Below are 17,608 nucleotides of genomic sequence, written 5' to 3'. Positions count from 1 at the left end.
ATTTTTGTCAGTCTTGTTCTTATTGAAACTAATTTCTTTTTTCTAAGTTTTCAGTTATAGCAATACGCCATAAGGCAAGAAAGAGATATACCATGAAAATTGCACTAATAGGCACCTACAAGCCGCGGCGATGCGGCATTGGCTCCTTCACAAAGAACTTATTCGACTCGCTGCCTTCGGAAATCCACAATTCTCCTGGCAGTTTTGTGGTGGCCATCAATGAACCGGGCAGCTCGCGCGACTATCCGCCGGAGGTGCAGTTTGTCATTGATCAAGACGATCACGAGACGTACCTGAAGGCCGCTGAATTCATCAACCAACGCGGAGCCGACATTTGCCTGGTCCAGCATGAGTATGGAATTTTTGGGGGCCAGAACGGAGTATACATCCTGTCACTGCTGCACAGCTTGGCCGTTCCGGTGATCACCACGTTCCATACGGTCTTAAAGAAACCTTCGCATAACGAACTGTATATTGCAAAAGAAATCGCGAAAATATCCCAGCGCGTGGTGGTAATGGCTGAAAAGGCCGTTGAACTGCTCGGCGACAACTATGAAATACCGGAACGTAAAATTACGGTAATCCCGCACGGTGTACCTGAAATCAGTTACGACCGGACGGCCGTACGAGGGGAGCTGCAGCTTACCGACAAAAAGGTGCTATTCACGTTTGGATTCATCGGCCGCAACAAGGGAATAGAAACCGTCATTTCGGCTCTACCGGCATTGGTAGCCCAGCACCCCGACATCGTATATATTGTATTAGGAAAAACCCACCCAAACGTCGTCAAACACGCCGGCGAGGAATACCGGCTTTTCCTGCATCGATTGGTCAAGAAGCTCAATCTGGAACCGCATGTCATTTTTCTTAACCAGTATGCTTCCGAACAGGATCTATTTAAGTACCTCATTGCCACAGACATTTATCTCACCCCTTACCTTAATGAGGTACAAATCACCAGCGGTACGTTGTCATATGCCTTGGGCGTCGGCTCTGCCGTGGTATCAACGCCCTACTGGCACGCGGCCGAACTGCTCGCTGACGGCCGTGGTGCCTTGTTTAATTTCAACGACAGCAGACAGCTATCCCAAACCTTACTCGATCTGTTGGGCCATCCGGAAAAGCTGAAAATGATGCGCGCTAAGGCCTGGGAATTTGGCGAAACAATTACCTGGCCGAAAATCGGTGAGGTCTATAACGGCCTTTTCCAACAGGTCCAGCAGCACGCTTCCGTCCACCCGGTAAAGAAAGATCCGGCTTTCGACCGGAGTATACTGCCACCACTGAAGCTCGACCATATAGTCAGGCTCACGGACAGCACGGGTATTTTCCAGCACGCCACCTATGGTATTCCCAACTACCACGAGGGGTATTGTTTGGACGATAACGCCAGGGCGTTGCTGATGGCCCTCATGGCCTACCGACGGATGAAGGATGAAACGGCGTTGCGGCACGTCCCCACTTACCTGGCCTATATCCACTATGCCCAGAACGATGATGGCACTTTCCGGAATTTTATGTCCTTTGATCGGCATTTCCTCGACGAGGTAGGATCTGAAGATGCTTTCGGCCGGGCGATCTGGGCCATCGGCTATACAATGACCCATGCACCCAAAGATGCGTATTTTCAGGTGGCACGTAAGATCTTTTTCAAAGCCGTGCCACAGTTTGAGCGGCTGAAGTCCATCCGGAGCATTGCAAATACCATCCTCGGCTTATACCACTACCTCAAAGGCCACCCTACTGATGATGGCATGATGGAGCTGACACACCGGCTGGCAGCACGGCTTTATGATGAGTACCGAGTCTACCGGCGTGACGACTGGCACTGGTATGAGTCGCTCTTGGCTTACGACAACGCCTTGCTGCCGCTTGCCATGATGCGTGCCGGTGAACTTCTCAACAACGAGGCATTCAGAAAGGTCGGTTTCGAAAGCATGGCATTCCTCGAAAAGCACACCATGCGAAAAGGCCATCTCAGCCTCGTCGGCAACGCCGAGTGGTTCAAACAGGACGGTGAATGCTCGCGGTTCGACCAGCAACCTGTGGACGCCATGGCCACCGTGTTGTTGTTCCTCCAGGCCTATAACAATACCGGAGATCAGAAGTACCTACATGCGGTATACACCGCTTTTATGTGGTTTTTGGGTGAAAATGACTTACGGATGAGCCTATATGATTTTGAAACCGGAGGCTGTTGCGATGGTCTTGAAAGGGACGGCGTAAACCGAAATCAAGGTGCCGAAAGCACCCTTGCATACCTTATTTCCTATCTCGCAGTACAGCAAACTTTCGAAAAACCTGCCAATCGATCATTTTCTGAAGACACCGATGAAGATCGCGATATTAGCGCCCATAGCTTGGCGGACACCGCCTCGTAAATACGGCCCCTGGGAACAGGTGGCCTCCATGCTCACAGAAGGCTTGGTAAGAAAGGGGCTGGATGTGACCTTGTTTGCAACCGCTGACTCGCTGACGGCAGGCAAACTGCGGCACAGCGCGCCGGCTGGCTATGCCGAAGACCACACACTTGACCCAAAGGTTGAGGAGTGCCTACATATCAGCGAGGTGATGGAAGCGGCGGATGAGTTCGATATTATCCATAACCATTTTGACTTCTTGCCGCTTACCTACTCACGCTTGATCCGCACACCGATAGTGACGACGATTCATGGGTTTTCGTCGCCAAAAATCGTCCCAGTATACAAAAAATACAATGATACCTGCTACTATGTATCCATTAGCGATTCAGACCGGTCTTCGGAATTGGACTATATCGCCACCGTATATAATGGTATCGATACTACGCTGTTCGACTTCGTTGAGCATCCGAGCGACTACCTGCTGTATTTCGGGCGAATGCACCCGGAGAAAGGCGCGCACCTCGCCATCGATGTGGCCAAGCGCACGGGAAGGCGGCTCATCATGGCGGGCTTCGTACAAGATGAGCATTACTTTGCCCAGGAGGTCTTCCCCCACATAGATGGCCACCATATCCAATATGTAGGCAATGTAGGACCCGAAGAACGAAACCATTTATTGGGAAATGCCGCTGCGTTGCTGCACCTGATCGGCTTCGACGAGCCTTTTGGGTTAAGCGTAGCAGAGGCGATGCTCTGCGGTACACCGGTAATCGCAGTCAACCGGGGCTCCATGCCTGAACTTATCGCTCACGGCAAGACAGGCATATTGGTAGCTGACGTAGATGACGCCATCACAGCGTTGAATAGGCTTCCCGACCTTTCCAGGCGGGACTGTGTACTACGGGCCCAAACTATGTTTTCGCAGGAGCAAATGACTGAGAATTACGTCCGGGTATATGAACAGATATTATCCGGCTGAAAGGGCATGGCCCTTAAGCAGCGCTGCTAATAATTCGTCGACATTGACCACGGCATACGTCGATGCGTAATCTGACATCGCATAGGGGATAATCAGTTCGCCTTCGTGAATATAGGCGCCACAGGAATAAACCACATTGGGGACATAGCCTTCGCGCTCCTTCCGGCTGGGCACGAGCAGCGGCTGTTTAAGACGGCCAATTTCCTTTTCAGGATTATCCAGATCAAGCAACGACGCGCCCAGCACGTATTCCCGCATGGGCCCAACACCGTGGGTAAGCACCAACCAACCAGCCTTTGTTTCCAACGGTGACCCACAATTGCCCATCTGTATTAATTCCCATGGCTGCTGAGGGGTCTGGATCAGTTTGGCCTCGCGCCACACATTGATGGTATCCGAATAGGCGATGTAGTTGTTTACACCATCGATCCGGCACAACATGGCATACCTTCCATTGACCTTTCGCGGAAACAATGCCATCCCTTTGTTTTGAGCGATGTATCCATGCATCGGCATGACCTTGAAGTGCCGAAAATCCTTCGTCACCAACAATTTGGGAAGAATGGAAATGCCGTCATACGCGGTATAGGTGGCGTAATACGTAACTGCGCCTTTCTCACCGACAAAGCGCACAAAACGTGCATCTTCTATCCCATTCTTTTCGGTTTCGGCGATTGGGAAAATAACACGCTCGCATACCGATGTATCCGCAGAGAATGTCATTTCATAATGTGAAGATGCTAGCCACTTGACTTCCTGTAAAAAAGCCAGATTTTCCTGCCTCGGCTCAAGCTTAACCTGCACCTCTTTGAGCGCCTGTTTCAGTTCTTCATAGGTAAATGTCTCCTTAAGCTCTTCGCTGATGATTTCGTAAGCTTCATCATTCCGGTATCCACTGTCCGTCCACATTTCCCTCAGTTTATGAAGGAATGATTTTTTGTGATACGTGTGGTTTTTCACATGTTCGGGCACCTCAAGCATCTTCCCCGGAGGCTCCACATCGATATCCATGTCTTTATCCAACACGCCTTGCCTGAACACGACGGATGAGATATGTCCCTCGCCGGTCGCCCTGAAGCTAAGGATGATGCGTTTTTGCCCTTTAGCAAGGGCTGTTTGGTCCGGATGTTCGATAATGGATGGGTTGAAAAAAGCTGCGGCTTCAATGGAATATTCCATTGTAAAATAAGAGCCGATGAGCAGCTTCAGGTGCTCCGGTAATCCCTTATGATCAATCTCCATTAGCTCCATAACCGAGGCAAGCCGCCGAAAATGATTGATAAATATCCGTTGGATGCTCCTGTGGCGCTTGGCATATTTGCGCAGCACCTGATTAAGTACTTCACGCTGCTGTTTCTCGGGAAGGTCCATGACGGCCATAATCAGACGCTTCGCTCGTTCTTCTCCCGTAAAAAGGAACCTGGCTATGACTCTGCTCGAATCCGGCTGAAATATCTTTTCTTTCCTAAGAACTGTTACTGGCATGTATTTCGGTATTGAAACGGTACGTTTTGCTTTGAGCAAAAAAAAGGATTTTTATCAGAAAAATAACACAAAACCCAAGTTTTTTTTAGAATTCGGCTATGACGCAACTGCTGGCCACTACGGGTATGCACCGCTTCGACTGGGTGGACCTATCACATACCTTGTCTTTTTCGGTTATCCATTTCACGACTTTTTCTGTGTGGTCGCTACAAAATCCTTGAGGTAATAAGGTTCAAAATAGGCGACATCCTCCAATAAGCCATCCGCGAGTGCCCTGTAGGCCAACCGGCTTAGGTGACCTGCAGAATTTTTGAACCCGGGAACGACTGTCACTTGTTCATGACCGGCGAACCTTTCGACGAGTTTATCGACACCGCTCCCAAATAGGATGGTCCGCTGATGCGGGGCGAGGCTGTCAAACGATTGGTCATCAATTATAACGGCACGCGTAGGCCGGATGGGCTCAAGTTGATCGCTGTAGACGGCTGAGTACACCTCCATGCGACGAGCATCAATCATAGGACACAATCGTGTATTTTCATCGATCTGGCCGGCGTAGCTGGCCAAAAAACCTTCTGCCATCCCTGCGAGCGTATCAACGCCGATGAGGGGGAGATCCGCTGCATAACACAATCCCTTAGCGGTAGAAACTCCGATGCGCAAACCGGTATATGAACCAGGTCCCTTGCTCACCGCAACTGCTGCCAAGTCCGAAAACGACAGTCCATTGCTGCGCATCACTTCCATGATGAGCAGGGTCAGCTTAGCGGCATGCACATTGGGCTCATCTACGTCATGTGACACGATCGTAACCCCATTGGCGGCAAGCGCTATGGAACACACCTGCGTAGCCGTTTCAATTTGAAGGATAACCTGCTCGGGCATTATGGGCGCGAAGTTAGTGATTTTTTATAATTGGTGATTGTGAACGCGTGTTGCCGCAGATGTTATGGTACCGGGTCGTGGCCATGCCCGCCCCATGGATGGCAACGACTTATCCGTTTCAGAACGAGCCATCCGCCTTTGAACGGGCCATGCTTACGTATAGCTTCAATACCATATTGCGAACACGTGGGCGTATAGCGGCAGGCCGCGCCAAGCATGGGCGACAGCAACAGTTGGTAAGCCCTTATGAGTATCAAGAAAATGCCGCTTACCGCCGGTTTAATCCCTTTCCGCCAAATGAATCTGAGCGGTCTCATGGAATCTCAATTTCGTTGCCCAGTTTCCTCAGCACATCTGCCATCCGCGCATACATAACCGCATAGTCAAGCACTTCGTTCCCCACATACCGGATAGCCAGTATCATTCCAAACGGCTGGCTTTCCAGCGCCGGATATAACCGTTCGTTTTTCTGAAGACGATAGGCCTCCCGCATACGACGTTTCAGCAGATTTCGTTGTACCGCATACCGAAAACGGCGTTTGGGTACAGACAGCAATACCTGGAGTTTGGGACTAACCCCTTCAACACGAAGGGAAGTGACTCGATAGGGATAGACAAAAAAAGAAGAACCATTGCGAAAAAGGTCGTCGATCAACCGTTTATTACACAACCGCTCTTCCTTTGGAAATGTATGCTTTTTCATCATCGATGACGTATCCGAAACCGGCTGAAGGCTCCGGACGCAAGCAGTCACCGGCAACGCTAAACTTAGGCTTTGTGCCGGCCTTCGCTCGATACGGTCAGGCGTTTCCTACCCTTTGCACGCCGAGCAGCCAGCACACGACGGCCATTTGCAGTGCTCATGCGTTCTCTGAACCCATGCTTGTTCCTTCTTTTCCGTAGCGATGGCTGAAATGTTCTCTTCATGACGCTTAATATCTTTAATATAACCCTCGAAAATGAGAGCGCAAATGTACGGTTTAATGGCATAAATATCAAATTTATAAACGATATTTTTTCCATGCACCAGCTTTGTGAAACCCGTATATTCGCAATATGGCAAGATTGATCAGTTGTTGCATAGCAGGGATATTGCCCATGCTGAGCGCTGCTGCACAGGCAGACAGCGCGTTATACCGCATATACGATACTCGCTCACAACGGGAAATTACCATTTACGAGATGGTTGATGAGTTACGACACGCTGATGTGGTCTTCTTCGGTGAAGAACATAACGACTCGATAGCTCATGTATTGCAATACGAGCTGTTTAAAGCAATGGACGAACAATATGACGGCGTTGCGCTCTCGATGGAAATGTTCGTCAGCGATGACCAACTGGTATTGGATGAATACCTTGCTGGCCTTATCACCGAACGCAATCTAAGTAAGGACGCCGCATTGTGGAACAACTATGAAGACTATCGCCCGATGGTAGCGTATGCCAAAGCGCGCGGGATAAGTGTCTTGGCTGCTAATGCTCCAAGCCGCTACACCAACCGGGTAACGCGCGAAGGCCTCGAAAGCCTTAAGGCGCTGAACAAATCTGGCAAGGCTTTGCTCGCCCCGCTGCCTATCGACACGTTAACGGGCGCGTATTACGACAAGTTCGCCGGACTCATGGGCGGTCATGAAGGCATGGGAAATTCAAAAATGTACCAAAGCCAAAACCTCTGGGACGCTACAATGGCTTACCGGATCAGCAAACTAGCGAAGAAGAGAGGCATAAAAAAAATTCTGCATCTGAACGGCCGTTTCCATAGCGATGAACGTTTGGGCACGGTAGCCCACCTGCACGGTTACGCTCCCCGCCTGACGGCAACCAATATCGCTTGTTTTCCGCACTGGACATTTAAGCAGCCCAATTGGCAGGAATGGGAACACTTAGGCGATTACATCATCCTTACAAACCCGTCCGTACCGAAAACCTTTTAACACCTCTTAGTTATTGTCTTGTCCGAAGCAAATCCCTAATCTCAGTCAGCAGCACCTCCTCCTTGGAAGGGGCAGGCGGAGCCGCCGGCGCCTCCTCCTCTTTCCGTTTCAATGAGTTAATTCCTTTGATGACAAGGAAAATGCAAAATGCGATAATGGCAAATTCGATGACAATATTGATGAAGTTACCATAAGAAACAGCTGTTTCGGCCACGCCATTCGCTTCGTCACCAGGGCGGATAACGTACTTTATTTCAGAGAATTCGATCCCCCCGGTTATAAAGCCGATAGGCGGCATAATGATGTCGTTTACCAACGATGTGACAATCTTGCCAAAGGCACCGCCGATAACCACACCTACGGCGAGGTCCACCACGCTTCCCCGCATGGCAAATTCCTTGAATTCTTTATAAAATCCCATAAATATCAGGTAATATAGTTAATGATGTTTTCGCCAAAGTTGGGCATTTTTGCCATTTATACAAATTTATTTTTGTACATTAGCCTTTGCTAACCGCTTGATCGAAAATTAACAATTCGGCATTTATTTTTACCGGCATCCAATTAATTTAACCCAAAAGGTTTATGCCAATAATTTTTTAATCTATATTTGCACTAGTTTGCGAGTTGACATCTTTACTATGAATAACCAAGACCACCGGAACGGTGTGATCTATAACAACATTTAGCTGCGCATGACAGAGATATTGATAGCAGATGATCATGGTATCGTTAGGCTGGGCACATCAATTGTGGTAAAGGAAGCTTTGCCACTGGCAAAGGTCACCCAAGCTGAAGATTTTGATGAAATGATCAAAATGTTATCGGAAAAGCAATATGACCTCTTGCTTCTTGACATTAATATGCCTGGCGGGAATAACATAAAAATGGTTGAAAAGGTACTGATGGTCCAGCCGAATATCAAGATCTTGGTATTTTCTTCTTATGACGAAACCCTGTATGCGCTTCGTTACCTTCAAGCAGGGGCATCAGGTTACCTGAACAAAAATACGTCGAAGGCAGAGCTCAAAGAAGCCATACTCGCTGTGATACAACGAGGAAAATACATGAGTCAGGAGGTAAGGGAGCTCTATTACAATACACTGACTATGGGGAAATCCGTCTTGAAAGCGGACAATCCGTTAAACAAGCTCTCTAACCGGGAGGTGGATGTCGCCAAATACCTTGTACAGGGTCTGGGAATCATGGAAGTATCAAAAGCCCTCAACCTCAGTACATCTACCGTGAGCACCTATAAAACGAGGATTTTTGAGAAACTGCAAGTAGACAACATAGCGGAATTGATCGAAAAGTTCCGTCTGCATTCAGGGGCGTAGCCTGTCCATCGTCACAACGGGTACGTCACTTACCTCGGGTAGGGACAGTGGGCGAGAAATACGGTAAGCGTAACCCTTTGCATCATCTAAGCCCCATAGCATGGGCGCTAAAAAGTGGATCGCCGCTCGATATCCCTGTATTGTCGCATTAAGGTTACCGGTATCCTTCGAATTTTTAGCTTCATTCTCAATTTCAAACGGACCGTCAAAACCTTTTTCAATAAGCACGTCTATAAACGCCCGCCAATCCATACTGTCAGACCCGCCGAATCCGGGCAGCATCGCTTCGTAATGGTGGCGGTCCCAGTCGTTGGCCGGAATGGATATTCCTGCCCTTGCAGCCAACTCCCGGTTTACGGTTTGCATCGGATACATCCCGCCCCAATCGATCCGGGCTCTTGTTCGGAGGTTGCGCGTCGCCTTGACGTGAATACGGTGGATGCGCGACAGATCGCTTTGCGCGATTACCGCGGCGGGGTCCGTATGCTGCCAAACATCATGCGATGGGTCGTAGATTTCACCATGAGCTTTGCTTGGGATCAGTGCGTACATCAGCTTACGTGCGGCTAATACACCGGGTAAATTATTATATGTTGTAGTAAATGAGGCGGGTCGCCACCCTTCCATCGGGCAATTTTCATAGAGCACAGTAACACCCAAATCTGCCGCGTAATTAATGATCGGCTCAAAAACCCGCTTATACTCATCGAGGTTTTTCTGAAAGCCGCCCTCTTGCACGCCCAGCTCATGGTTATAGCCTACAAACGTGCCGACTTTTACGTCGTTAGCATCTCCCCCCAGCAGGTAAGCTATTCGAATCAGTTTTAGTAAATGATTTTGGTTTTTTACCCGTTCCGCGGGATCGCCACCGATCAGATTTTCGAAAGCCCCTAAGGAAAGTTTCAGGTTGGCCTTATTGAAGTCCTCCACAATGCGCTTGCCCCTATCCGCCGTAAATTTCTCGTAATCCAAATGCGTAGCTACGTGATCGTGTCTTGTACCGTCTCTGCGGAAAACGCACAAATCAATTCCTTGGGCACCAATTTGCTTCGTTGTATTGATCAGTTCCGCTAATGTGAGTTTATCAAAGGCAGAACTCATCACCCATATTGGGTTATTTCGATTATCGGTCATAGTTTATTTGTTTTGCGCCGGGCGCGCACAAAAAAGCCCTGATTTGCCAGGGCTGTATAACGTTATGACTTATCCGTCGACCGTTGTACCTATTTTGCGTTCTTTGCTTCTTGTATCTCCAACCGGATTGCCTGAGCTAAGTTCTTAACGTCCTGCAAGCCCTTTCTCACCCGTGTGCCCGCAGCGTTATTACCTTTGTTGAAGAATTTGTCTGCATCCCCGTCCAATCCTTCGATCAAGCTCTTAAGCTCATTAAATTTTTGAATACTTGCCATAATAAATACTCCTTTAGTTTTTGATTAAATTAAGTTAATAATCTACAGTGGGTTAAAAGTAGAATCTTTTTTCGGAAAAAAAAACTTTAAAAAATCCAAAACAGGCCGCAAAGGCAGTTTTTTTTCCACATTTGGATAATTATTCAAACTAATGCGGTATGCCTTTTCCACCAATAGACATGAATATCAAGACATTATGCATATAACAGCGTGTAACCAAAAAGCCGAAGGAGCGCAATTTATCAAGCTTTTGCTCGCTTCTATGTTGTTTATGCTATTAACCCTTGACTACTACGATTGGAGAGTCATGGCTTGTTTATAATATCCAGCCGCTAATTTCTCACTTACCGCTGTGAAAGCTTCCAAGGTGAAGTCTACATCTTCGGTGGTGTGAACCGCAGTTGGAATGAGTCTTAGCTCGATCAGCCCCTTTGGAATCACCGGATACACGACAATGGAGCAAAATATGGCATATGTCTCACGCAAATCACGCGTGAGCGCAGTGGCTTCGTTTAAATCTCCCTTGAGAAACACAGGGGTGACCATGGTGTTGGTTACGCCGATATCGAACCCGCGATCCCGCAGGCCATTCTGAAGTGACCTTGCGATGATCCACAACCTTTCCCGCAATTCTGGACTGCTTTTCAATAGTTCAAAGCGCTTTTTCAGCCCTAAAACCATAGGCATGGGCAGCGATTTGGCGAATGTTTGCGAGCGCATATTATAACGCAAATAAGTTACAACTTCTTTCGTTGAAGCGACAAATGCGCCAATGCCAGCCATTGACTTTGCAAATGTTCCAAAATAGATATCGATGTCATCTATGCAACCTTGCGCTTCATGTGTACCGGCACCTGTCGGCCCCATAGTACCGAACCCATGCGCATCGTCAACTAGCATCCTGAACTCGTATTTATTCTTCAATGCAGCTATTTCTTTCAACTGCCCTTGAACCCCCGACATCCCGAAGACACCCTCGGTAATCAGTAATACTGAACCACCATTAATATCTGCCAACTTTTTGGCCCTGGTTAATTGCTTTTCGCAGCTTTCGATATCGTTGTGCCGATACACAAATCGCTTGCCCATATGCAGCCGCACACCGTCTACAATACAAGCATGAGATTCGGCATCGTAAACAACAACATCATTACGATCAAGTAGCGCATCAACTATGGATACCATTCCCTGATATCCATAGTTGAGCAAAAATGCATCTTCTTTTCCAACAAAGGAAGCCAGATCCTGCTCCAATTCTTCATGATAGACACTGTTTCCCGACATCATCCGGGCGCCCATGGGATAAGCCATTCCGAAGTCTGCTGCTGCCCTAGCATCTACTGCCCTTACCTCGGGGTGGTTGGCCAGCCCTAAGTAGTTGTTGAGACTCCAGACTAAGTGTTCCTTTCCATTGAACAGCATGCGGGGCGCAATATCTCCTTCCAACTTAGGGAATGAAAAATAGCCATGCGACCACTCATAATGCTGGCCTATCGGGCCCAGATTTTTCGCGATTTTATCAAATAAGTCCAATATCGTTTCTCAATATTAAATATGCTCGAAACCTGCGTGATCTGCCGCTAGAAACGACGAGGGATATAATGGATCACGGGAGCTTCATTGCCATGTAAAACAATTATTCCGATGAAAATTGTTGCAAAGATAAACTTTAAATCAAATGCAACCAACAGCCGGATGTCATAACGCCACTATCTAACAAAAAAACTGCTTGGCTTGGGTGCTATCGGAGTCCTTGCCAGACAGTCTAATGTTAAAGAGATAGATGGATATACACTAATCTACATTGTCGTGTAGAAATGAATTATTCGGCCTGATTTCGGTAATGCCGTCCTCTGTGGACAACGTAAACCGCGATACCTGCGATTCGGACGAATGTGGCGCGTCATCCAATGCCATTTGCTTGCGCCTAAAGGCAGGCTCAGTTTCCAGCTCCTGAAGACCGTTTGCCGATTTGAGCTTCATGCTCAATTCTTTGAGCCTCAAAATCCGCTCTTTCGTTTTCAGCAGTTGTTCCTCAACATACTCCGGTGTTTTTTCCGTATCCGCAGCGTGTGCGCGGTCCGCGGCTGTGGTAGAAGGTTCAGGCTCCCGCTGCTGAGCACCATTGGCTGATTGTTCGGATTCCTGCGCCCGGCTGTCAATACTAGCCGGCACTTCAAAATGAAATGCAGAAGGGGCGACCTTCACTTCATAGCCATCGTCTACCGGCTCCTCTTTCGCCGGTTCCTCTTCGGAAGCCAGCGTATGCCGGATGATACCATCCTTTTCGGGCGTACTATTGCGCAATTGAGGCTTCGATGACGGCGGGTTGAACAGGTCTGCCTGCTGTGCAGCGGCGCGTGGTGATGCCGTCGTCCTTCCAGCTTCCGCTTTATTAGCTACAGGTTCTACATAAGTGTCCGAAGTCTCGTTTTTTACAAACTGGTTGATAGGCTTTACATAAGGCGCTTTCGGCTCCTCCGGAGTAAGCGGGATTTCAACCCGCTCATTTTCCTTTTCCTTTATGCGCTCCTCGGACGTTTGGAAACCTGTGGCGATGATGGTTACAGACAGCTCGTTTTCAAACGATTCACTGATACAGTTGCCCCAAATCAGATCTGCGGACAAGCCGGCTTGGTCCTGGATGTAGTCGGTAATGATGGTGACTTCATCCATAGTAACCTCCTGCTTACCTGAGGTAATGTTGAGCAAAATGTAACGTGCCCCTTCGATCTCGTTGTCTTTAAGCAACGGCGAAGCAAGCGCACCTTCTACAGCACGCAGTGCACGATGCTCACCCTCCGCTACGGCATTACCCATGATAGCCACGCCGCTATCGTTCATGACCGTACGCACATCCTTAAAATCCACATTGACATACCCCGGTATGGTGATAATTTCGGCAATGCCTTTGGCCGCCGTGGTAAGAATATCATCGGCTTTTGCGAAGGCAGCGGTCATGGTCAGGTTGCCGAAAATATCGCGAAGCCTGTCATTAGAAATCACGAGGTATGAATCTACGTATTTCTTAAGTTCATTCAACCCGTCCTCAGCTTGTACCCGTCTTCTTTTGCCCTCAAAAGCAAAAGGCGTGGTTATAATGGCGACAGTAAGGATACCCAGTTCCTTGGCTGCCTTGGCAAGCACCGGGCTGGCGCCCGTTCCCGTACCGCCTCCCATCCCAGCGGTGATGAATAACATTTTGGTATTGGAACCGAGCATACGCTTGATGTCCTCAATGCTTTCAATGGCCGAGTTTTCGCCGACACTTGGGTCGGCCCCGGCCCCCATACCTTCTGTGAGACTTGCACCCAACTGCACTTTATTGGGTATAGGACTCAATTCGAGGGCTTGCGCATCTGTGTTGCACACGATGAAGTCAACACCGCTGATTCCTTGCTTATACATGTGGTTGACTGCATTCCCGCCGCCACCGCCAACGCCAATTACCTTAATAATTGCCGATTGTTCCTTTAGCATTTCAAATTTAAAAGACATAGCTCAATCGTATTTTGCTCCTGCTGAGCGTGTTTCAAAACTCATTTCTCCACTTTTATCGTAGTGTAATAATAGCACTTTTTACACAATAGTTTTCCACAAGTGTTAATAATGTGGAAAAAATGGCAATTGTTGAAAATTATTTCTTTCCGAGATAGCTATCATCGTCGAATTCGTTGCCATCTTTAATGATATCCCGGAACCATTTGAAGAGCCCTTTTTCCTTATATCCCTTTTCAGTTATATCTTTTAGTGATACCTGCGGACTCTTTCGTTCCATCAGCTCGCCTTGTTCCTCTTCCGCCTGTATACCTTTAATCAGCAACCCGATGCCTGTAGCATACAATGGACTCTTCAGTTCATCATAGCTGGTTTTAGGTAGCACCTCGTTTTTGGCGAGGTGCTCGTTTGGGAAGCCGATTCGGCAGTCGATGCCGGTGATGTACTCGACGAGCTGCACGAGGTGCCTTAGCTGCGCGCCTCCGCCGGTGATCACGATACCGCCGATAAGCTTATTTTCATAACCAGAAGACTTAATCTCATAATATACGTGCTCGATGATTTCCTCCATCCGCGCCTGAATGATATACGCCAGATTTTTTACCGAAATTTCTTTTGGATCGCGTCCTCTAAGCCCCGGCACGCAAATGACCTCATTTTCTTTATTCTCGTCGGCAAGGGCCGACCCAAAGCGGATCTTCAGCAGTTCTGCCTGATTGCGCAACACGGAGCACCCTTGCTTGATATCTTCCGTTACAATATTACCGCCCAGTGGAATGACAGCGGTGTGGCGGATGATTCCTTCGTGAAAGATGGCCACGTCGGTGGTTCCGCCACCGATATCCACGAGTACCACCCCCGCATCTTTATCCGCTTCGTCAAGTACAGCTTCAGACGAAGCGAGGGGCTCAAGAATCAGGTCTTGAACTTCCAACGACGCGTTGTCAATGCATTTTTTGATGTTCTTGATGGCACTTACGTGCCCGGAAATAATGTGGAAGTTTGCCTCCATCCTCCGGCCCGCCATGCCGATTGGATCCTTGATACCGGGTTCGTTGTCGATGGTGAATTCCTGCGGAAGCACATGGATAATTTCCTCACCGGGAGGGAGCACCAATTTATACATGTCTTCGATCAACCGTTCAATGTCATGGCGGCTGATCTCGTTATCGTCCCGCCGGGTGAGAATACCCCGATGTTGGATACTTTTGATATGCTGACCAGCTATACCTACATTTACAACCTTAATATCAACATTGGACTGGGCACCGGCCTCTTCAACCGCCTGCATAATGCTGTTTACTGTCTTATGGATATTGGCTACCACACCCCTGCTCACGCCGGACGATTCTGCCTTTCCGACGCCCAGGATTTCAATCTTGTTTCTACCGGACCTCCTCCCTACGGTTACGCATATTTTAGTGGTACCGATGTCAAGCCCAACGACAATGGGGGAGTCTCTTTCAGTTGTCACTTGTGTTTTCATAAACTATTGTGTATTAATGCTATTTGTTGAACCATTATAAGCTGTATCTTGTATAGTCGGGTTTGGCACGGGTTTGAAGTGCTCATTCCGCTCGCACACGATCTGCCCCGCAAACTTCAGGTTCACGGATTTATATGCTCCGATACCTGTTTTCGGTACGATCTTTTTGTAAAACAACATGAGTCTTTCAAACTTACGTTCCAGTGAATCGGCATTGCCTAGTATAATTTGCTGGTTGCCGACACGGGGCACGAGTTCGATATCTTGGCGTTCATTTACGTACAGCTGGACTACTTGGCTATTCCAAATGCTGTCACCACCGATAAATTGGGCGGTCTTGTATATATCCCTCACAATCTGGCTTTCTATACTATCAAGGGAGCCATTGTAGGGCTCTAAGATATGGCCGTTCGCTACCGGCACCCTAGGCACGTATTTTAACGAGACAGGCATTTTTTGCCCATGCCGGTCAATATAGAAATCAAGACCGTTGTTGTTGATAACCCGGACCACGGCTTCTCGCTGTTTAATACGTACCGTGAGCAGCCCGTCCATGTCAATGGTTACCATCGCTGAAAGCACAAACGGCACCTCCTGTAAGTCCCTTTCCATTTCGTGGATCGGGAGTGTTTCGAGTGTACGTCCCTCCAGCTCGCCATGCCTTTCCGTCAGCATCGCAACAATATCCTTCTGCTCAATGAACGACTCTTCTCCCAATACAACAATCTTTACGCCCGAACACGCCTGCTCGCTGCTTTTTGTGCGGATAAAGCTCATCAGCAGAACCAATCCGGCAAGCACCAAAAGGCTTATCGTGCTATACAGCAAATTGCGCCAGTTGAATCGGTATGACATTCGCCTAAGCATGTTCGAGTATTGTTTGCAAAGGTTCTACCAATAAGTCAATATCCCCCGCGCCGACCGTCACCAGCAGTTCCGGCCGGTGCCGTCTAACGTAGTCCAGCACATCGTCGAAATTCATGATATGTTTGTCTGCCAACGCTACTTTTTCTAATAACATCCGTGAATCCACACCGTTTATTGGCAGCTCCCTTGCCGGGTAGATATCCATAAGCAGCAACGTATCGGCGATCGACAACACTTGAGCAAAATCATCGGCAAAGTCCCTGGTACGGCTATATAGATGTGGCTGAAAAACAACGGCCAGTCTTTTCGTCGGATAAAGTTGCTTTACCGCCGACAGGAATGCTTTCAGTTCCTCTGGATGGTGCGCGTAGTCGTCGATATAGACGGTTTCCGCGTTCTTCACGAGGTATTCGAATCTGCGTCGCACCCCTGCGAATGACGCCAACGCCTTGGCGATTTTATCGTCTGAAATTCCCAGCTGGCGAGCAACAGCGATGGCGGCCAAAGCATTTTCCACATTATGTTTGCCCGGTACACCGAGGTGTATATCCGCAAGTGTGCCGGCATCCGTTACGCAGTTGAAATAAAACGCCCCATTCTCAATGCGTATACGGTCTGCATAAATATCGGCCGGACCATCGGCCGAATACCGGATATCGGCTTCAAACGGCAGGCCATCTTTCACAATCCGCTTTCCGCCGCTACTCAGCTGGCTCAAAAACAAGTTGAACGACTCGTGGAGGTGGTCTTTATCGCCGTAAATATCCAGGTGGTCCGCATCAGCAGACGTCACCACCGCAATGTCGGGATAAAGCGTCAGGAACGATCTGTCGTATTCGTCAGCTTCCACCACCATGATATCGTTGTCTGAAAATAACACGTTGCTGTTGTAGTTGGTGCTGATCCCTCCCAGGAAAGCAGAGCAGCCATAACCGCTGTCCTTCAGTATATGGGCAATAAGCGTCGACGTCGTTGTCTTGCCATGTGTACCAGCAACGGCGATTGTGAATCTGCTTTGGCTGATCAGTCCGAGCACCTGCGAACGCTTGAATAAAGGGTGCCCCAGTTGCTGAAACTGATTCATGATCTGCAAATCGCTGGGCACAGCGGGTGTATAGATAAGTAACGTATGTTCGTCCACCGTCTTAAACGAATCGTCTATCAGTGTGAAGTCATCTGCATAATTTACCCGGATGCCTTCGGCCACCAACTGCTTGGTCAGCGTTGTTTCCGTTTTGTCATATCCGCACACCAGGCAACCCAGGTGCCGAAAATAGCGCGCCAAGGCGCTCATGCCGATTCCGCCGATCCCGATAAGGTATACTTGCCTGATATTGTCGATATTCATCTTTCGCTTTGCGTCT

The 17,608-nt window shown here is 48.5% G+C and carries 17 protein-coding genes; 4 read left to right on the top strand and 13 right to left on the bottom strand.

Features of this window, described 5'->3' with window-relative positions; all coding sequences use genetic code 11:
- The first annotated feature begins 92 nt into the window (after window positions 1–92).
- Entirely contained in the window at window positions 93–2,381 is a 2,289-nt protein-coding gene (locus ACFOET_RS03315) for a glycosyltransferase family 4 protein (RefSeq protein ID WP_379019531.1), read from the top strand.
- Entirely contained in the window at window positions 2,332–3,342 is a 1,011-nt protein-coding gene (locus ACFOET_RS03310; protein ID WP_379019529.1) for a glycosyltransferase family 4 protein, read from the top strand. The genes ACFOET_RS03315 and ACFOET_RS03310 overlap by 50 nt, the downstream gene beginning before the upstream one ends.
- On the opposite strand, the gene ACFOET_RS03305 is transcribed toward ACFOET_RS03310, so the two are convergent.
- From ACFOET_RS03305 to rpmH, 5 genes are all read right to left on the bottom strand, one after another.
- Window positions 3,331–4,827 carry a glycoside hydrolase family 130 protein gene (locus ACFOET_RS03305; RefSeq protein ID WP_379019527.1) on the bottom strand — a complete coding sequence of 499 codons (1,497 nt, stop codon included), beginning with the start codon at window positions 4,825–4,827 and terminating at the stop codon, window positions 3,331–3,333. The genes ACFOET_RS03310 and ACFOET_RS03305 overlap by 12 nt on opposite strands.
- A gap of 183 nt (window positions 4,828–5,010) precedes the next feature.
- A complete protein-coding gene (gene tsaB, locus ACFOET_RS03300) occupies window positions 5,011–5,712 on the bottom strand; it encodes a tRNA (adenosine(37)-N6)-threonylcarbamoyltransferase complex dimerization subunit type 1 TsaB (RefSeq protein WP_379019525.1) in 702 nt (233 codons plus the stop codon).
- Window positions 5,713–5,774: 62 nt separating this feature from the next.
- The gene (yidD, locus tag ACFOET_RS03295) at window positions 5,775–6,029 is read right to left on the bottom strand and encodes a membrane protein insertion efficiency factor YidD (protein ID WP_379019523.1); all 255 of its coding nucleotides are present in this window, start codon (window positions 6,027–6,029) and stop codon (window positions 5,775–5,777) included.
- Complete coding sequence (locus ACFOET_RS03290) at window positions 6,026–6,418, bottom strand: ribonuclease P protein component (RefSeq protein WP_379019521.1); 393 nt, start codon at window positions 6,416–6,418, stop codon at window positions 6,026–6,028. The genes yidD and ACFOET_RS03290 overlap by 4 nt, the downstream gene beginning before the upstream one ends.
- Before the next feature lie 62 nt (window positions 6,419–6,480).
- On the bottom strand, window positions 6,481–6,639 hold the full coding sequence (gene rpmH / locus ACFOET_RS03285; protein WP_379019519.1) for a 50S ribosomal protein L34: 159 nt from the start codon (window positions 6,637–6,639) through the stop codon (window positions 6,481–6,483).
- 129 nt (window positions 6,640–6,768) lie between these two features.
- On the opposite strand from rpmH, the gene ACFOET_RS03280 reads away from it, so the two are divergent.
- Complete coding sequence (locus ACFOET_RS03280; RefSeq protein ID WP_379019517.1) at window positions 6,769–7,647, top strand: ChaN family lipoprotein; 879 nt, start codon at window positions 6,769–6,771, stop codon at window positions 7,645–7,647.
- A 10-nt stretch (window positions 7,648–7,657) separates the two neighbouring features.
- Here ACFOET_RS03280 and mscL read toward each other — a convergent pair whose 3' ends face one another.
- Window positions 7,658–8,068 (bottom strand): large-conductance mechanosensitive channel protein MscL, encoded by a 411-nt coding sequence (mscL, locus tag ACFOET_RS03275; RefSeq protein WP_379019515.1) that lies wholly within the window; start codon window positions 8,066–8,068, stop codon window positions 7,658–7,660.
- Window positions 8,069–8,342: 274 nt separating this feature from the next.
- Here mscL and ACFOET_RS03270 point away from each other — a divergent pair, with 274 nt between their 5' ends.
- Entirely contained in the window at window positions 8,343–8,984 is a 642-nt protein-coding gene (locus ACFOET_RS03270) for a response regulator transcription factor (protein WP_379019513.1), read from the top strand.
- Here ACFOET_RS03270 and ACFOET_RS03265 read toward each other — a convergent pair.
- The 7 genes from ACFOET_RS03265 to murC all read right to left on the bottom strand — a co-directional run bounded on the left by ACFOET_RS03265 (window position 8,973) and on the right by murC (window position 17,592).
- Window positions 8,973–10,118, bottom strand: a complete 1,146-nt coding sequence (locus ACFOET_RS03265) for a sugar phosphate isomerase/epimerase family protein (protein WP_379019511.1) — start codon at window positions 10,116–10,118, stop codon at window positions 8,973–8,975. The genes ACFOET_RS03270 and ACFOET_RS03265 overlap by 12 nt on opposite strands.
- Before the next feature lie 89 nt (window positions 10,119–10,207).
- Window positions 10,208–10,393, bottom strand: a complete 186-nt coding sequence (locus ACFOET_RS03260) for a histone H1 (protein WP_188752434.1) — start codon at window positions 10,391–10,393, stop codon at window positions 10,208–10,210.
- 291 nt (window positions 10,394–10,684) lie between these two features.
- Entirely contained in the window at window positions 10,685–11,926 is a 1,242-nt protein-coding gene (locus ACFOET_RS03255; RefSeq protein ID WP_379019509.1) for an aminotransferase class I/II-fold pyridoxal phosphate-dependent enzyme, read from the bottom strand.
- 261 nt (window positions 11,927–12,187) lie between these two features.
- Window positions 12,188–13,891, bottom strand: coding sequence for a cell division protein FtsZ (ftsZ, locus tag ACFOET_RS03250; protein ID WP_379019507.1), 1,704 nt, complete (start codon window positions 13,889–13,891; stop codon window positions 12,188–12,190).
- Window positions 13,892–14,030: 139 nt separating this feature from the next.
- Window positions 14,031–15,377, bottom strand: a complete 1,347-nt coding sequence (gene ftsA / locus ACFOET_RS03245; RefSeq protein ID WP_379019505.1) for a cell division protein FtsA — start codon at window positions 15,375–15,377, stop codon at window positions 14,031–14,033.
- Between the two features lie 3 nt (window positions 15,378–15,380).
- Complete coding sequence (locus ACFOET_RS03240) at window positions 15,381–16,232, bottom strand: cell division protein FtsQ/DivIB (RefSeq protein ID WP_379019503.1); 852 nt, start codon at window positions 16,230–16,232, stop codon at window positions 15,381–15,383.
- A gap of 4 nt (window positions 16,233–16,236) precedes the next feature.
- On the bottom strand, window positions 16,237–17,592 hold the full coding sequence (gene murC / locus ACFOET_RS03235) for a UDP-N-acetylmuramate--L-alanine ligase (RefSeq protein WP_379019501.1): 1,356 nt from the start codon (window positions 17,590–17,592) through the stop codon (window positions 16,237–16,239).
- Window positions 17,593–17,608: the final 16 nt, after the last annotated feature.

This window comes from Parapedobacter deserti (assembly GCF_042646065.1).
Lineage (GTDB): Bacteria > Bacteroidota > Bacteroidia > Sphingobacteriales > Sphingobacteriaceae > Parapedobacter > Parapedobacter deserti.
Note: the sequence above shows the minus strand (reverse complement) of the source record. Positions and strands in the feature narration are given on the sequence as shown.